Annotated in this window: 15 protein-coding genes; 10 read left to right on the top strand and 5 right to left on the bottom strand. The window is 73.6% G+C overall.

Going from position 1 to position 16,428, the window contains the following annotated elements; translation table 11 throughout:
- The first annotated feature begins 344 nt into the window (after positions 1-344).
- Together ACK8OX_RS01305 and ACK8OX_RS01300 are read left to right on the top strand one after the other, a co-directional pair.
- The gene (locus ACK8OX_RS01305; RefSeq protein WP_430662102.1) at positions 345-1,400 is read left to right on the top strand and encodes a hypothetical protein; all 1,056 of its coding nucleotides are present in this window, start codon (positions 345-347) and stop codon (positions 1,398-1,400) included.
- A 135-nt stretch (positions 1,401-1,535) separates the two neighbouring features.
- Entirely contained in the window at positions 1,536-2,564 is a 1,029-nt protein-coding gene (locus tag ACK8OX_RS01300) for a sensor domain-containing diguanylate cyclase (RefSeq protein WP_430662101.1), read from the top strand.
- 161 nt (positions 2,565-2,725) lie between these two features.
- Here the strand turns inward: ACK8OX_RS01300 and ACK8OX_RS01295 are convergent, their stop codons facing one another.
- Positions 2,726-3,835 carry a DSD1 family PLP-dependent enzyme gene (locus ACK8OX_RS01295; RefSeq protein WP_430662100.1) on the bottom strand — a complete coding sequence of 370 codons (1,110 nt, stop codon included), beginning with the start codon at positions 3,833-3,835 and terminating at the stop codon, positions 2,726-2,728.
- 135 nt (positions 3,836-3,970) lie between these two features.
- Between ACK8OX_RS01295 and ACK8OX_RS01290 the strand changes: the two genes are divergently transcribed.
- From ACK8OX_RS01290 to ACK8OX_RS01280, 3 genes are all read left to right on the top strand, one after another.
- Positions 3,971-5,137, top strand: coding sequence for an acyl-CoA dehydrogenase family protein (locus tag ACK8OX_RS01290; RefSeq protein WP_430662099.1), 1,167 nt, complete (start codon positions 3,971-3,973; stop codon positions 5,135-5,137).
- The gene (locus ACK8OX_RS01285) at positions 5,137-5,964 is read left to right on the top strand and encodes an alpha/beta fold hydrolase (protein ID WP_430662098.1); all 828 of its coding nucleotides are present in this window, start codon (positions 5,137-5,139) and stop codon (positions 5,962-5,964) included. Before ACK8OX_RS01290 ends, ACK8OX_RS01285 begins: the two co-directional genes overlap by 1 nt.
- Before the next feature lie 155 nt (positions 5,965-6,119).
- Complete coding sequence (locus tag ACK8OX_RS01280) at positions 6,120-7,058, top strand: sulfotransferase domain-containing protein (RefSeq protein ID WP_430662097.1); 939 nt, start codon at positions 6,120-6,122, stop codon at positions 7,056-7,058.
- Positions 7,059-7,076: 18 nt separating this feature from the next.
- On the opposite strand, the gene ACK8OX_RS01275 is transcribed toward ACK8OX_RS01280, so the two are convergent.
- Positions 7,077-7,847 carry a maleate cis-trans isomerase family protein gene (locus ACK8OX_RS01275; RefSeq protein ID WP_430662096.1) on the bottom strand — a complete coding sequence of 257 codons (771 nt, stop codon included), beginning with the start codon at positions 7,845-7,847 and terminating at the stop codon, positions 7,077-7,079.
- Between the two features lie 70 nt (positions 7,848-7,917).
- Between ACK8OX_RS01275 and ACK8OX_RS01270 the strand changes: the two genes are divergently transcribed.
- Genes ACK8OX_RS01270 through murA form a run of 4 tightly spaced genes read left to right on the top strand, consistent with a single transcriptional unit; the run spans position 7,918 to position 11,001 of the window.
- Positions 7,918-8,883: a Bug family tripartite tricarboxylate transporter substrate binding protein gene (locus ACK8OX_RS01270; RefSeq protein WP_430662095.1), complete on the top strand. Its 966-nt coding sequence runs from the start codon at positions 7,918-7,920 to the stop codon at positions 8,881-8,883.
- Between the two features lie 58 nt (positions 8,884-8,941).
- Positions 8,942-9,124, top strand: a complete 183-nt coding sequence (locus ACK8OX_RS01265; RefSeq protein ID WP_430662094.1) for a hypothetical protein — start codon at positions 8,942-8,944, stop codon at positions 9,122-9,124.
- A gap of 58 nt (positions 9,125-9,182) precedes the next feature.
- Entirely contained in the window at positions 9,183-9,737 is a 555-nt protein-coding gene (gene dcd / locus ACK8OX_RS01260; RefSeq protein ID WP_430662093.1) for a dCTP deaminase, read from the top strand.
- A gap of 10 nt (positions 9,738-9,747) precedes the next feature.
- Positions 9,748-11,001 carry a UDP-N-acetylglucosamine 1-carboxyvinyltransferase gene (murA, locus tag ACK8OX_RS01255; protein WP_430662092.1) on the top strand — a complete coding sequence of 418 codons (1,254 nt, stop codon included), beginning with the start codon at positions 9,748-9,750 and terminating at the stop codon, positions 10,999-11,001.
- A gap of 30 nt (positions 11,002-11,031) precedes the next feature.
- On the opposite strand, the gene ACK8OX_RS01250 is transcribed toward murA, so the two are convergent.
- The 3 genes from ACK8OX_RS01250 to ACK8OX_RS01240 all read right to left on the bottom strand — a co-directional run bounded on the left by ACK8OX_RS01250 (position 11,032) and on the right by ACK8OX_RS01240 (position 13,899).
- The gene (locus ACK8OX_RS01250; RefSeq protein ID WP_430662091.1) at positions 11,032-11,481 is read right to left on the bottom strand and encodes a TNT domain-containing protein; all 450 of its coding nucleotides are present in this window, start codon (positions 11,479-11,481) and stop codon (positions 11,032-11,034) included.
- A gap of 4 nt (positions 11,482-11,485) precedes the next feature.
- Positions 11,486-12,259 carry a short-chain dehydrogenase/reductase gene (locus ACK8OX_RS01245; RefSeq protein ID WP_430662090.1) on the bottom strand — a complete coding sequence of 258 codons (774 nt, stop codon included), beginning with the start codon at positions 12,257-12,259 and terminating at the stop codon, positions 11,486-11,488.
- Positions 12,260-12,357: 98 nt separating this feature from the next.
- Positions 12,358-13,899: an acetolactate synthase large subunit gene (locus tag ACK8OX_RS01240; protein ID WP_430662089.1), complete on the bottom strand. Its 1,542-nt coding sequence runs from the start codon at positions 13,897-13,899 to the stop codon at positions 12,358-12,360.
- A gap of 218 nt (positions 13,900-14,117) precedes the next feature.
- Between ACK8OX_RS01240 and ACK8OX_RS01235 the strand changes: the two genes are divergently transcribed.
- Complete coding sequence (locus tag ACK8OX_RS01235; RefSeq protein ID WP_430662088.1) at positions 14,118-16,388, top strand: fused MFS/spermidine synthase; 2,271 nt, start codon at positions 14,118-14,120, stop codon at positions 16,386-16,388.
- Positions 16,389-16,428 lie beyond the last annotated feature (40 nt).

The following is a 16,428-nucleotide window of genomic DNA, read 5'->3' as shown; positions in this document are numbered from 1 at the left end:
CGTCTGAATATTTGGTTATTGCCTCCGCGTCCGATCTGTCGCAAAAATAGCGATAGATCGGCGCAAAACCCCTTCCGCGCACAGCCAACCCCGTCGCGGCGCGCATCCCACATCCGGGATCGCCGCATCTGGAGGCGCCCATGCGCGGCACCCTTCCCCCCCTCGGCCCCGCGATGCGGCATCCCGGATGGGCCGGCGCGCCCCTGCCCGAGGATCACCGCCGCGACATCCCGGTCCCCGACGGATGCGAGGCGGACCCGCCGCCGGAACAGGCGCCCTTCCCCCCAATCGGCTTCGGCCCTGCGACGGTGGACGGGACTGGCCATCACGCCGGGAGCTGGCCCATGCCCCCGCCCGTCGCGGCATGGCCGGCCCCCGCAGCCGGCGCCATGCCCTCCCCCGGCCTTCCTGCCGCGCCGCCCATCACCCCATGGCCCGCGGCCGGCACGGGCGAGGCACCGCCCCATCCGACGCGCGACCTCGATGCTGGCGGCACCGGCGCGATGGAGCCGTATGCCCGCCTGCCGGAGGGCGGGCCCCTGCCGCCCGGCACCATGCCGGCCGATAGCGGGCGGGCGGGCGCCGCGCCGCCGCCGGCGCAGTCCTGGCCCGGTTTCGGCGATGCGGAGCGGCCCGACCTCGGCGCCTTCCTGCCCGCCACGTGCGGTGCCGTGGCGGGCACGACGGGGAGCGACCTGCGGGCGGATGCGGGCAGTCCCGTCGGACTGCTCCAGGCCGGCGACGCCCATTCGCCTGTGGGGCAGGACGGCCCCGCCGGGCTGCCCGCCCGGGGCGGCCCTGCCCCGGAGCCGGAGGGGTCTCGTCCGGAGGCGCCCCCCGGCTTCGCGTCCGAGGCGGCCGGCGGCGCCATTCCCTGGCCATGGGGCGGGGGCGGGCGGGTGGACCTGCCGCCCGAGGCACTGGGCGGCTTCCCCTTCGCGCGGCCTGCCACCGGCGGGGCGCACGGGTCCCCCGGGCAAATCCGCGACCATGCCGGGGATGGCCCCTGGCAGGAGGCGGCCGGCAATCAGGCGCCGGTGATCCAGGGCGGCGCGGCCCGAGCCATCGCCGTCCCGGAGAATGCCGCCGGCCCGTTCCACCTGCCGCATGCGACGGAGCCCGAGGGCGCGCCGCTGGCCTGGCGCATCGCGGGCGGGCCCGACGCCGCGCGCTTCGCGATCGACGCCGCGACCGGCGCCCTGTCCTTCCGCACCGCGCCGGACCACGAGGCCCCGCGCGATGCCGGGCGCGACAATGTCTATGACCTGCTGGTCGAGGCCGCCGACCCCGGCGGCGCCGCGGCGCTGCAGGCCATCGCGGTGACCGTGCTCGACCAGGCGGTGGAAGGGGTGCGGGACCTATCCGATCCGGGCGGCTGGGACCTGCTGTTCCGCATGTAGGTCGCGGCGCGGGGCAGTGCCGGGCCAGCCCGTGTTCACATCGGGGACAGGGATGGCGGCGAGGGTACAGGTCCCGCCGGAATGGGCCCCGCGCCGTGCCCGGCCGCCCCGCCGCCTTCCCGAAGGTCGAACGCCATGCCGCCCGCCCCGCTGCCCCCGAACGAGGCCGAGCGCCTCGCCGCGCTTCGTTCCTACGACATCCTCGACACCGTCTGCGAGGACACCTTCGACGACATCGCCCGGCTCGCCGCGCAGCTGACGGACTGCCCCATCGCCGTGGTGTCGCTGGTGGATGCCGAACGGCAGTGGTTCAAGGCGCATGTCGGGCTCGACGCGCGGGAGACGCCGCGCGACATGGCCTTCTGCGCGCACGCCATCCTCGACCCCGGCCAGCCTCTCGCGGTGACGGACGCGACGCGCGACCCGCGCTTCGCGGACAACCCGCTGGTGACCGGCGCGCCGGACATCCGCGCCTATCTCGGCGTGCCGCTGGTGAATGCGGAAGGCCAGGCGCTCGGCACGCTCTGCGTCATCGACACCGCGCCGCACGACTTCGACATGTGCAAGACCGGCGTGGTCCGCAGCCTGGCGCGCACGGTGGTCACCACGCTGGAACTGCGCCGCGCGATGATCCAGGTCCGCAGCATGGCGCTGACCGATGCGCTGACGGGGCTGCCCAACCGCCCCGCCTTCCGCGAGGCGCTGTCGCGCGCCATCGCCCGCCACCGGCGCGACCAGCAGCCCTTCTCGCTGCTCTACATGGACCTCGACGGCTTCAAGCGCGTGAACGACGTGCGCGGCCATGCCGAGGGCGACCGCGTGCTGGCCGGCGTGGCGGAGGTGCTGCGCGCCAGCCTCCGGCAGGAGGACGTGCCCGCGCGCATCGGCGGCGACGAATTCGCCGCCGTGCTGGTGGGCGGCGACGGGCGGGAGATCCCCGGCGCGGCGGAACGCGTGCGCCGCGCCGTGCGGGAACGCATGGACGCGCATGGCTGGCCGGTCAGCGCGTCGATCGGGGCCGTGCTGTTCCGCTCCCCCCCTGACGACGAGGAGGAGGCGATCGCCGCGGCGGACGAGCTGATGTACGGCGCCAAGGCCGCCGGCCGCGACCGTGTGGCGCACGGCGTCTTCCACCGACCGCGCCCCCGGCTCGCCGCCGAATAGCGGGGCGGGCGGCATTGGCTGCCGCAAGCGGCCCACGGGGTGGGCCGAGCGGCCGAATGGCCGCCGCGCCAAGTGGCGCGAAGCACAGCGGCCGGAGGCCGCGCCCGGCGCCTGAGGGCACGAAAAAACCTACGGCCGGTCATCGAACATGACCGGTCGCGTCAGGCCATCCCGCCGCGCGCCGCCACCGGCCAGAGGCATTCCACCCGGCCCTTGCGCACGCCGACATACCAGTCGTGGCGGTCCACCGTCGGGTCGCAATGGCCGGGGACCAGCCGGACCTTCTCGCCGAGCCGGGGCAGCGCGGCCGGGTCCTCCGCCGCCAGTGTCCCGTGCTCGTCCGATGCGCCGGTGTAGCGCACGCCGGCGAGGCCATGGACCAGGGGCAGGCCGGAATCGACCGCCACCGCCTTGTGCCCCGCATCCAGCACCGCGCCGCCCGGGCGCGGCGCGCTCATCACCTGCGACAGCACGAACAGCGCGTGGCGGAAGGGCGGCGGTTCGCCGTTGCGGGCGTAGTCGGCATCCATGAAGGCGTAGCTGCCGGCCTGGATCTCGTTCCAGATGCCGGTCGCGGCTTCGAGCTGGAAGGTGCCGGTGCCGGCGCCGCCGACGATGGCGCAGGCCAGGCCGCGCTGGCGAAGCTGTTCCACCGTGCGGCGCGTGCCTTCTGCCGCGAAGGCGATGGCGGCGTGCCGCTCCTCCAGGTTGCGCCGGTGCTGCGCGCTGCCGTGGTAGGATTGCAGCCCGCCGAAGATGAGATGCGGGCTCGCCGCGATGCGCTCGGCCAGCGCCACCGCGGGGGGGCCGGGATCGACGCCGCATCGCCCGGCACCGCAGTCGATCTCGACCAGCACGGTCATGCGGATGCCGGCATCCTCGGCCGCGGCCTCGATGGCGCGCACCCCGGCCTCGTCATCGGCGCAGACCGCCACCTTCGCGATGCGCGACAGCGCCGCCAGCCGGGCCAGCTTGCGGGGCGCGATCACCTCGTTGCTGACCAGGATGTCGGGCACCCCGCCCCAGGCCAGCGCCTCGGCTTCCGCCACCTTCTGCACGCATTGGCCGACCGCGCCGCGGCGCATCTGCGCCAGGGCCACGACGGGCGACTTGTGGGTCTTGGCATGGGCGCGCAGCCGGGTGCCGGTGGGCGCCAGCAGCGCCGCCATGGTGTCGAGGTTGTGTTCGAAGGCGTCGAGGTCGAGCACCAGCGCGGGGGTGTCGACCTCCTCCTCGCGCATGCCGGGCTCGGCGGGCGGGTGCTGCAGCATGGCGTGGTCCGGTTCCGGGCGATGGGGGGCCAGCTTCGCCCCGTTGCGGCGGGCCCGCAACCGTGCCCGGGCCGCCGCCCCGCCCGCGCCGGGCGTCTTGCCGCTGCGGCGCGGAACGCGCAGGCTGCGGCGCCCATGGACTTCTCCCCGACCGACACGCAGGCATCCCTGCTCGATGCCATCGGGCGTCTCTGCGCCCGCTTCGACGATGCCTACTGGCTCGCGCATGACCGCGACCACCGCTTCCCGCATGACTTCCACCAGGCGATGGCGGCGGAAGGCTGGCTTGGCATCTGCATGCCGGAGGAGGTGGGCGGCGCGGGGCTCGGCGTCGCCGAGGCGGCGGTGATGATGCAGGCCGTCGCGCAGTCCGGCGCGGGCATGTCGGGCGCATCCGCCATCCACATGAACATCTTCGGCCCGATGCCGGTGGTGGTGTTCGGCACGCGCGACCAGCAGCGCCGCATGCTGCCGCCGCTGATCAGCGGGGCGGAACGCGCCTGCTTCGCGGTGACGGAGCCGAACACCGGGCTCGACACCACGAAGCTGCGGACCTTCGCCGAACGCCGCGGCGACCGCTACGTGGTGAACGGCCAGAAGGTGTGGATCAGCACCGCCCAGGTGGCCGACCGCGTGCTGCTGCTTGCCCGCACCACGCCGATCGAGCAGGTGCGGAAGAAGACCGAGGGGCTGTCCCTGTTCTACACCGCGCTCGACCGCCGCCGCGTCGAGGTGCGGGAGATCCCGAAGATGGGCCGCCACGCGGTGGATTCGAACCAGCTTTTCATCGATGGGCTGGAGGTGCCGCTGGAGGATCGCATCGGCGAGGAGGGGCGCGGCTTCGACTGCATCCTGCACGGGATGAACCCCGAACGCGTGCTGGTGGCGGCGGAAGCGGTGGGGATCGGCCATGCCGCCATCGCGCGCGCCGCGTCCTATGCGAAGGAACGGATCGTCTTCGGGCGCGAGATCGGGCGCAACCAGGGCATCCAGCACCCGCTGGCCGCCTGCTGGATGCGGCTGGAGGCGGCGCGGCTGATGACCATGCAGGCCGCCTGGCGCTACGACCGCGGGATGGATTGCGGCGCCGAGGCGAACGCCGCCAAGTGGCTGGCCGGCGAGGCCGGGTTCGAGGCCGCGCAGACGGCGGTGATGACGCTCGGCGGCTACGGCTACGCGCAGGAGTACCATGTCGAGCGCCTGCTGCGGGAAAGCCTGATCCCCCGCATCGCGCCGGTCAGCCCGCACCTCATCCTGAACCACATCGCCGAGCGCGTGCTTGGTCTTCCCCGGAGCTACTGATGGGCCTCCTCGACGACCTGCAAGGCGCGGCACGCCGGCACGAGACGCCCTGCGGCGAGGGCAGCATGGTCTGGCACGCCTGGAACGAGGGCGCGGGCCCGCCGGTGGTGCTGCTGCATGGCGGCAACGGGTCCTGGCGGCACTGGGTCCGCAACATCCCGCACCTCGCGCGGGGCCGGCACGTCCTGGCGGCGGACCTGCCCGGCCTCGGCGAAAGCTTCCTGCCGCCGGGCGTGGACGAGCCGCATGGCGTCGCGGCGCTGACGGCGGCGGGGCTGCGGCGGCTGGTGCCGGACACCTCGGGCGTCGACCTGGTCGGCTTCTCCTTCGGCGCAATGGTGGGCGGGGTGGTGGCGGCGGAGCTCGGCGCCGCGCTGCGCAGCTTCACTGCGCTCGGCGGCGGCGCGCTCGGCGTGCCGCGGATGCCGACGGTGCTGGAGAAGATCCGCAACAAGGAAGGCGAGGAGCGCGTGGCGGCGCACCGGCGCAACCTGCTGTCGCTGATGATCCACGACCCGGCCAGGGTCGACGACCTCGCGCTCGAGACGCAGGAATGGCACACGGTGCGCGCGCGCTACCGCAGCCGCGGCTATGCGCACACGCCCCTGCTGAAGGACGCGCTGGCGCGCACGGTCTGCCGGCTGGGCGCGGCCTGGGGCGAGTTCGACCAGGTGGGCTACCCGCATCTGGACCAGCGCATCGCGGCGGTGCGCGAGGTGCGGCCCGATGCGCGCACCGAGATCATCCCCGGCGCCGGCCACTGGGTCGCCTACGAGGCGCCGGAGGCGGTGAACGCCCTGCTCGATCGCTGGATGGCCGGCGGGTGACCGGGCCGCCCCACCACCGCCGCCATGCGCGACACATCCGCACGTCACGCATGAAACCCTCCCCGACATCGCGGTGAAACCCGGCGGGCCTATTGCCCCGCCCCGAGGCGGCCGGGGCGCATCCCCGGCCGGCAAACCGGAGAGAGGAGACGCCCATGCCCTTCGACGCCCCCCGCCTGCCCCGCAAGACGCGGGAGATGCGGAATCATCACTTCGACAGCACGATCTGGAACGAATTCGCCTTCCGCGACGACGACATCATCATCTCCACCTATGCGAAGTCGGGCACGACCTGGGTGCAGCAGATCGTGGGGCAGCTGCTCTCCGGCGGCGATCCGGCCTTCCCGGTCGCCGATGTCTCCCCCTGGCTCGACCTGCGCGTCCCGCCGAAGGAGGTGAAGCTGCCGATGGTGGAGGCCCAGGCGCATCGCCGCTTCCTCAAGACCCACCTGCCGGTCGATGCGCTGGTCTATTCGCCGCGCGCGAAATACATCTACATCGGCCGCGACGGGCGCGACGTGGCCTGGAGCCTGCACAACCACCACGCCAACGCCAACGCCCTGTGGTATCAGGCGCTGAACGAGACGCCGGGCCTGGTCGGCCCGCCCATCGGCCCCGCCGATCCCGACATCCGTCGCTACTTCCTGGACTGGCTGGACCGCGACGGCCATCCCTTCTGGTCCTTCTGGGAGAATGTCGCGAGCTGGTGGGAGATCCGCCACCTGCCCAACTGCATGTTCCTGCACTTCGCGGAGCTGAAGGCCGACATGCCGGCCGCGATCCGCCGCATCGCCGCCTTCCTCGGCATCGAGGTCCATCCCGGCGCCTGGTCCGCCATCCTCGAGCATTGCTCCTTCGACTGGATGAAGGCGCATGGGGAACGCGCGGTGCCGCTCGGCGGGGCGGTGTGGGAAGGCGGCGCCCGGACCTTCGTCCACAAGGGCACCAATGGCCGCTGGCGCGACGTGCTGACGGCGGAGGATTGCCGCCGCTACGAGGCGACCGCCCGCGCGCGGCTCGGCGAGGACTGCGCGCGCTGGCTCGCGACGGGCGATGCGGCGGCGCTGGCGCGGGCGGAGAGATACGCGGCGTAGCGCGGAAGGCCGCGCCGCTCAGCCGCCCATGCGTTCGGCATGGCGCCCGCGCCAGCCCTCGCCCCGCACGAAGGCGAGCAGGCTGTCGCGGTCGGCGGGCTGGCGGGTCACGGCACGGATGACCCGCCAGGCCAGCGCATGCATGCAGGAGGTGACCGGCGCCTGCCCGACGAAGGGCTGCCCGAGGATGGGGCCGAGCGTCGGCATCCCGGTGCCGAGCATGGCGACCGCCTCGCACCGCCCCTCCGGCAGCGCGGCCAGGGCGGCGGCGGCGGCGGCGGCCGACATGGCGTAGATCGGGTGGAAGGACCCGTCCGCCATGGCGCCGCGCGACAGCGCCGCGACCTCGAAGCCCCGTTCCCGCCAGTAGCGCAGCGCGGCCTCCGTCAGGTCGTCGGGATAGGGGGAGACGAGGCCGATGCGCGTGGCGCCGAGCGCATGGAAGGCGTCCCGCACCGCGGTGGCCGCGGTGACCACGGGGATGCCGAGCCGGTCCTCCATCCCCGCCACCAGCGCATCCTCCTCCGCCACGCCGGCGAAGTAGCTCGCGCCCGTGCAGGCGAAGGCCAGCGCGCCGACCGGCGCGTTGGCGAATTGCCGCGCCGCCGCCGGCAGGTCCCGCAGGTAGTCCAGCAGGCGGGCGACGATGGTCGGCCCGTCGCTGGTCAGCCGCGCCGCGACCATCCCGATCCCCGGCGGAAGCAGGATGCCGAATTCCGGCTCCACCGTCGTGTTGGCCTGCGGCGTCAGCACGCCGACCAGGCCGCGCCGCGCATATTCGACGCCCATCCCATCCTCCGTCCCGGAGCCGGCATGATGCTATAGGTGGGGCAACCGTCCAGCACCCGGGAAGACGCCGATGCCCACCCGCCGACAGATGCTGCCGCTGCTCTCCGCCGCCGCGGGCCTCCCCTGCCTCCCCGCCCGCGCGCAGGCCTGGCCGGCGCGGCCGGTCCGCGTGGTGGTCCCCTTCCCGCCCGGCGGCACGACGGATTTCATCGCGCGCCTGGTCGGCCAGCGCCTCGGCGCCGTGCTCGGCCAGCCCTTCGTGATCGAGAACCGCGCCGGGGCGGGCGGCACCACCGGGTCCGACCTGGTGGCGAAAAGCCCGCCCGACGGGCATGTCCTCGTGGTCTCCAACGTCGCGAGCCACGGCGTCGGGCCCGCCGTCTACCGCGCCATGCCCTATGACAGCGTGCGGGACTTCACCCATGTGGCGCTGATGGCGGAGATCCCGTCCGTGCTGGCGGTGAACGTCGCGAGCCCGGTGCGCACGCTCGCGGATTTCATCGCGGCGGCGAAGGCGCGGCCGGGCGCGGTCACCGTCGCCTCGCCCGGCAACGGCACGTCGAGCCACGCCAAGCAGGAGATCCTGAAGCGGTCGGCCGGGATCGACACGGTGCATGTCCCCTATCGCGGCAGCGGGCCGATGATGAACGACGTCGCCGCGGGCGCGGTGGACGCCATGATCACGACGCTGGTGGAGGCCGGGCGGGGCGAGCGGTTCCGGCTGCTCGCCGTCACCGCCGCGCGGCGGGTTGAGGGCTGGCCGGAGGTGCCGACCTTCGCCGAGCTCGGCCACCCCGACCTCGTCGCCTCCACCTGGTTCGGCCTGTCCGGCCCCGCGGGCCTGCCACCGGCGGTGGCGGAGCGGCTGAACGCCGAGGTGCTGGCCGCGCTGGCGCATCCCGAGATCGCGCCGCGCCTGGTGGAGACGGGCGCGACGCCGCGGCGGATGGGCGCGGCGGAGTATTCGGCCTTCGTCGCGGCGGAGGTGCGGCGCTGGGCGGCGGTGGTGCAGGCCGCCGGCATCCGGGCGGAGTGAGCGCGGCAGCGCCCCGGGGGACTTGACCGGCAGCCGCCGCCGGCCTTTCTCCGCCGCCATGGCCGAGGACGAGCAGGACCCCCCCGCCCCCCGCCGCAAGGCGGCGACGCTGGCCGCCCAGGCCGAGCGCGAGGCGCGGCTGGCCGCGGCGCTGCGCGCCAACCTGCGCCGCCGCAAGGCCCAGGCCCGCGCGCGGGAGGACGCGGCCAAGGTCGGGCCGGAGGCCGAGCCCGAGGGCTGATGGACGCCCCCGCCCGCATGGGCTAACCCGCCCCCGGAAATCCGAGGTCCCCTACCCCATGCCCATCATGCCCGACAGCTGGATCCGCCGCATGGCGACGGAACACGGCATGATCGAGCCCTTCGTCGAGAGTCAGCGGCGGGAGGGCGTGATCTCCTACGGCCTGTCCTCCTACGGCTACGACGCGCGCTTGGCGGACGAGTTCAAGATCTTCACCAACGTGGACAATGCGGTGGTGGACCCGAAGGTGTTCAGCGACCAGGGCTTCGTCACCCGCAAGGGCGAGACCTGCATCATCCCGCCCAATTCCTTCCTGCTGTGCCACACGGTCGAGTATTTCCGCATCCCGCGCGACGTCCTGGTGATCTGCCTCGGCAAGTCCACCTATGCCCGCTGCGGGCTGATCGTGAACGTCACGCCGCTGGAGCCGGAATGGGAAGGCCAGGTGACGATCGAGATCAGCAACACCACCCCCCTGCCCGCGCGCATCTACGCCAACGAGGGCATCTGCCAGTTCCTGTTCCTCCAGGGCGCGGGCGCGCCGGAGGTCAGCTACGCCGACCGCAAGGGCAAGTACATGGGCCAGCGCGGCGTCGCGCTGCCGAAGCTGTAGGACGGTGGCGATGGACCGCATCCGCATCCGCGGCGGCAGGCCGCTGCATGGCGACATCCCGATCGGCGGCGCCAAGAACGCGACGCTGCCGCTGATGGCCGCCGGCCTGCTCTCCGACGGGCCGCTCACGCTGGAGAACGCGCCCGACCTCGCCGACATCGCCACGATGCGGAACCTGCTGGCGCAGCACGGGCTGGCGGTGGAGCACGACAGGGCGGCGCGCCGCATCACGCTGTCCGGCGCGGCCGGCAACCTCGAAGCGCCCTACGACCTGGTGCGCAAGATGCGCGCGAGCGTGCTGGTGATGGGCCCCCTCGTCGCCCGCTTCGGCGAGGCCCGCGTCAGCCTGCCCGGCGGCTGCGCCATCGGCACGCGGCCGGTGGACCTGCACATCAAGGGGCTGGAGCAGATGGGCGCCGTCTTCGACCTCGAAGGCGGCTACATGCATGCGAAGGCGCCGCAGGGCCTGCGGGGTGCGCGCATCATCTTCCCGCAGGTCAGCGTCGGCGCGACCGAGAACCTGCTGATGGCCGCCACCCTGGCCGATGGCGTGACGGAACTGGTGAATGCCGCGCGGGAGCCGGAGATCGGCGACCTTGCGATGTGCCTGATGCGCATGGGTGCGCGGATCGAGGGCATCGGCACCGACCGGCTGGTGGTGGAAGGCGTGAAGCGCCTCGGCGCCGCCACGCATCCGGTGATCCCCGACCGGATCGAGGCCGGGACCTATGCCTGCGCGGCCGCCATCACCGGCGGGTCGGTGATGCTGGAAGGCGCGCGGATGGTCGATCTCGGCGCCGTGGTGCGGGTGCTGCGGGAAGCCGGGGTCGATGTCGCGGAGGAACATGGCGGCCTGCGCGTGACGCGGCTGAACGGGCTGCGCGGCGCCGACGTGATGACCGAGCCCTTCCCCGGCTTCGCCACCGACATGCAGGCGCAGTTCATGGCGCTGATGTGCGTGGCCGAGGGCGCCAGCATGATCACGGAGACGATCTTCGAGAACCGCTTCATGCATGTGCCCGAGCTGACGCGCATGGGCGCGCGCATCAAGTACCACGGGCAGAGCGCGATCGTCCGCGGCGTGCCGCAGCTGTCGGGCGCGCCGGTGATGGCGACCGACCTCCGCGCCAGCGTCTCGCTCGTGCTCGCCGGGCTCGCGGCGAAGGGGGAGACGATCGTCAACCGCGTGTACCACCTCGACCGCGGCTACGAATCCATCGAACGCAAGCTCGGCGCGGTAGGCGCCGAGGTGGAGCGGATCTAGCGCCCGCCCTGGCCACGCCGCGGCCCGCCTTCAGGGGCAGGGTGCGGCATCCGCCGGCAGGCGTTCCAGCACGCCGTCGGCCAGCAGCTGCGCGGCGGTCGCATCGGTCATCACCTGCGTCGCACCTCCCGGTTCGCCGAACCAGGGCAGGGCGGCGCCGATGCGGACCGGCAGCGGCGCCAGCACGCGATAGGCGGCATAGGGCAGGTCGCGGCAGACCGAAGGCAGGGCCCGCGCCCGGAAGGCCGCGCCCTTCGGGCTGAAGAAGCGCCCGCCCTCCCCGCCGAAGCGGTCGAGCAGCACGCCCGGCGGCAGCACCAGGAAGGCCGCCGGCGCGTCGAAGCCGTGGCCGGGCGGCCAGCGATAGCCCCCCGCCTCCACCCATTCCCGGCCGAGGTCGGGCCGCGCGCCCGCCGGCGGGGCGGCCGGCGCTGCGCAGGCCGCAAGCCCCAGCCCGAACAGCAGAACCAGCCGCCGCACGGCGCTATCCGCGGAACATGCCAGCCCCGTCCACGTCCACCACGGTGCCGTTGATGTAGGCGCCGCGCGGCGAGGCGAGGAACACCGCGAGGTCGGCGATCTCGCTCGCCTCGATCGGGCGGCCATAGGGCAGGCCGGTCAGCGTCTCCGCCCACCGCTCCTCGTCGCCAAGCTTCGCCTTCGCGGTGATCCGCGCCTGGCTGACCATCCGGTCCGTCTTGGTGGCGGCGGGGTTGATGCCCACCACCCGCGCCCCGCTTTCCTGCGCAGCGGCGCCGAGGGCGGCGGTGAAGGCGATCAGCGCCGCGTTGCCGGTGCCGCCGCAGATGTAGCCCGGCCGCGGCGCGCGGCCCGCCATGCCGATGATGTTGACGATGACGCCCGCGCGCCGTGCCTCCATCGCCGGCAGGAACAGCTGGCAGAGATGGATGTAGCCGAACACCTTCAGGTCCCAGGCCTGCTGCCAGCGCGCGATCGGGATGTCCTGGATGCGGCCGGCGGGGATGGCGCCGGCATTGTTCACCAGGATGTCCACCTCGCCGGCCGCGGCGTGCAGCCTCTCCCGCTCCTCGGGCCTGGAGAGGTCGGCGGGGACGGCCTCGACCCGCACCTGGTGCGCGCCGCGCAGCTGGTCCACCGCCCCGGCCAGCGCCCCGGCATCGCGGGAGGCGAGCACCAGGTCGCAGCCCTCGGCCGCGAAGGCGTGGGCGCAGGCGAGGCCGATGCCCTTCGATCCGCCGGTGACCAGCACGCGCCGGCCGTGCAGCTTCATGTCCATGATGGCGTGTTCCCCCCGGGGTTGGGTTCCGGTCATGCCCCCACCCCACCCTTCCCCGCAAGCGGGGGAGGGTCGGGCGGGGCGTCAGGCGGGGGCGGTCAGATCTCCAGCTCGATCAGGAACGGCCCGTCCTGCGCGAAGCTCTGGCGCATCAGGTCGGCGCAGCCTTCGAGGGTGGCGGTCTTCGCCGCCTCCACCCCCATGCCGTTGGCCAGCTTCACCCAGTCGAGGTCGGGATTGCCGAGGTCGAGCATGTCCATCGCCGTGCGGCCAGGATTGGCGCCGACGCCGCGGTACTCGCCCAGCAGGATCGCGTATTGCCGGTTCGACAGCACGACGGTCGTGACCGGCAGCTTCTCCCGCGCCTGGGTCCACAGGCCCTGGAGCGTGTACATCCCGGACCCGTCGGCCTGCAGGTTCACCACCCGCCGCCCGCCCGCCCCCACCGCGGCGCCGGTCGCGAGCGGGATGCCGCAGCCGATCGCGCCGCCGGTGATCTGCAGCCAGTCATGCGGGGGCGCCGCATGCGTTTCCTTGAAGAAGCCGCGGCCGAAGCTGACGGATTCGTCCGCCACCACCGCATGGTCCGGCATCAGCGCGGCGAGGGTGCGGGCCAGCCCTTCCGGCGTCGGCGCCCCGCGCGCGATCTCCGGCCGCGGGCCGGGATCGGGGATGGCGGCCTCCGGCGCGCCGAGTTCGGCGGCGAGCGCCGCCAGCGCCTGCACCGGGTCGGCCTCGTAGCGCGTCAGCGGCAGGATGTCCGCATCCTCCCGGTGGTGGCGCGACGGCTTGCCGGGATAGGCGAAGAAGCCGACCGGCGCCTTGGCGTTCACCAGGATGATGGTGGTGTAGGGCTTCAGCGCCTCCACCGCGAGGTCGACCGGATAGGGCACGCGTTCGAGCGCGAGCCGCCCGCGGCCGCGTTCCACCCGGCCGTTCGACATCTCGGCCATCACCTTCGCGCCCGTCGCCTGCGCGATGCGCCAGGCCAGCGCCTGCGGCTCCGCCCGCAGCGCGAGGCCGCCGAGCAGGATCAGCACATCCGACCTCTCCCGCAGCGCGCGTGCGGCGTTGCGGATGGCCAGCGGGTCCGCCTCGGGCGCGGGGGGCACGGGCAGCGCCGGGGCGGGGCCGTCCGGCGCCTCGTCCCAGCAGGTGTCGGACGGCAGGATCAACGTCGCGATCCCGCCGGGCGAGGTCCGCGCCGCCTGCACCGCGACAGCGGCGTCCCGCGCCACGTCCGCCGCCCGCGCACTGGTGCGCACCCAGGCGGAGACACCGTGCGCCCAGCCTTCCGTGTCCGCGGTCAGCTGCGCGTCGAGCGGGCGGTGATAGGTCGCCTGGTCGCCCACGCAGTTCACCATCCCGCTGCGCGCCCGGCGGGCATTGTGCAGGTTGGCCAGCCCGTTCGCGAGGCCCGGGCCGCAATGCAGCAGCGTGGCGGCCGGCTTGCCCGACATGCGGAAATAGCCGTCGGCCATCCCGGTGACGACGTTCTCCTGCAGGCCGAGCACGCAGCGCATCCCGGGGATGCGGTCCAGCGCGGCGACGAAATGCATCTCGCTGGTTCCGGGATTGGCGAAGCAGACCTCCACCCCCGCCCCGAGAAGCGTGTGCACCAGACTTTCCGCACCGTTCACGCCGCAGTCTCCCTCCGCATCAGGACGCCCAAACTGCGCGGCGGCGCGCCGGCCCGCAAGCCGCCCCCACATTCGGAAGGGGCGGGCCGGCGCAGGGCGGGATGCCAAAATGGCGACGCGGCATCTTTACTGCGTCGTCACCCTGCCGCAATCCTGACGCCAATCGGGGGCATGGGGGCTGCCGGGACCCGCATGGCGGGGCGGTGGGGAGACGAGGCATGCCGAGGCTGGCGGTCGCATTCTTCTGCTCGGGCTTCGGCGCGCTGCTGTGCCAGGTCGTCTGGCAGCGGATGCTCGGGATCTTCGCGGGGTCGGACACCGTTTCGGCCGCGCTGGTCGTGGGCGCCTTCCTGGCCGGGCTCGGGCTCGGCTCCATCATCGGGGCGAAGGTCGCGGACCGGCTGTCGCCCTACCAGGCGCTGATCGGCTTCGCCCTGGCCGAGGCCGGGGTCGCGGCCTTCGCGCTGCTGTCCAAGGCGTTCCTCTACGACGTGCTGGCGACCGACCTTGCCGGGGTGGTGGACGACCCCTTCGTCATCTTCGCGCTCTGCTTCGCGGGGCTGGTGCTGCCGACCACGCTGATGGGCGCGTCCCTGCCGCTGCTGGCGCGCGCGGTGGCCACCAGCCTCGACACCGTGGCGGAGCGGATCGGCACGCTCTACGGGCTGAACACGCTCGGCGCCGGGCTCGGCGCGCTGCTCGGCGGGTGGCTGCTGGTCGGCAATCTCGGCTATGTCGGCGCGCTGGTGCTGGCGGCGGGGCTCGACCTGGTGGCGGCGCTGCTGGCGCTGACGCTGCTGCCCGGGCTGCGCTCGGCGCCGGTGGCGGCGGCCGTCGGCGCGCAGGTCACCACGATGCGCCAGGGCGAGCCCTTCGGCAGCCTGCGGATGTGGTGCCTGCTGGTCTTCCTGTCGGGCTACGTCATCGTCGCGCTGGAGATCGTGTGGGTGCGGCTGATGGGGGTGGTCGGGCAGTACCACGCCTACCTGTTCCCCACCGTGCTCGGCACCTTCCTGCTGGCGGACGGGCTCGGCATGGCGGTGGCCGCGCGGATGGTCCGGAGGCTGGAGGACCCGCGCCCCGCCTTCTTCGTCACCCAGGCGGCGGGCTTCGTGCTGGCGGCGGTGCTGATCCTCGCGCTCTACTGGGCGCTGCCGCTCTGGCCCCTGAACACGCTGGTCTCGGTCGATTCCTGGCGGCTCTGGCATGGCGGTCTGGCGACGAGCGTGATCCTCTCGGTCATCGTCGTCGGCCCGCCCTCCTTCCTGATCGGCATGACCTTCCCCTTCGTGCAGCGCGCGGTGCAGCAGGACCTGGCGAGCGTCGGCGCGCGGGTCGGCTGGGTGCAGCTGGCCAACATCCTCGGCAATGCCGCGGGGTCGATCGGCACGGGGCTGGTCACCTTCCACCTGTTCGGCACGGCGGGCACGCTGCAGTTCCTGGCGGTGCTGTCGCTGCTGCTGATGCTGGGCTGGCTGTGGAGGGAAGGCCGCGGCCGCCGGCCGGAACTCGGCCTCGCCGCCGCCTGCGCGGCGCTGCTGCTGGTGCTTCCTTCCAATGCGCGCTTCTGGTCGCGCATCCATGCCGAGCAGCCGAACCACGGCACCGCCTGGGCCGAGGACCGGTCCGGCATCGCCTTCTACCGCTACGAGGCGTCGGGCACGGCGGAGCCGAGCGGCCCCTTCTTCATCCAGGGCTTCTCGCAGGGGCGGATCCCCTTCTTCGGGATGCACATGTTCCTCGGCGCCGTGGGCCCGCTGGTGCACCCCGACCCGAAGCGCGTCCTGCTGATCGGCATCGGCTCGGGCGGGACGCCCTGGGCGGCGGGCGTCGTGCCCGCCACCGAGCGCATCCGCGCGATCGAGCTGATCGGCCCGGTGCTGACGGCCCTTCGCGACCTGGCAGGGCGCTTCCCCGACGGCCCGGTCGCGGCGATGCTGCGCGACCCGCGCTGGCAGATGGAATACGGCGACGCGCGCCGCGCCCTGTCACGCGGGACGGAGCAGTACGACATCATCCAGGCGGATGCGATCATGCCGGAGACGTCGCATTCCGGCCTGCTCTACTCGGAGGAGTTCCTGCAGCAGGTGCGCCGTCGCCTCGCGCCCGGCGGCATTTACGTGCAGTGGGGCCCGTCGCAGCGGGTGGTGGAGACCTTCTCCGCCGTCTTCCCGCATGTCGTGATGCTGATGCCGGCCTCCGTGCTGATCGGCTCCGACCGGCCGATCCCCTATGACCCGGCGGAGCTCGCCCGGCGCTTCGCGGACCCGGCGGTGGCCGCCCACCTGGCGCGCGGCAGCCGCGAGGTGCGGGATTTCCGTCCCTTCTTCGAACGCCCCGCGCTGGTGTGGGACCCGGCGACGCCGCGCGCCGCGCCGTCGATCACCGATGTCTTCCCGCGCGACGAGTTCTACATGAACAACCCCGTGCTCGGCACGCAGCCGCTCCGCACGCCGGCCGATGTGGTGGCGCGCGCCGGGCAGCGGTAGCGGCGCGCGCAGGGCAGGCCCCGGTCCCGCGCGCGTTCGC

Origin of the sequence: Falsiroseomonas sp. CW058 (assembly GCF_050563535.1) — a bacterium.
In the GTDB taxonomy this organism is placed as follows: Bacteria; Pseudomonadota; Alphaproteobacteria; order Acetobacterales; family Acetobacteraceae; genus Falsiroseomonas.
Note: the sequence above shows the minus strand (reverse complement) of the source record. Positions and strands in the feature narration are given on the sequence as shown.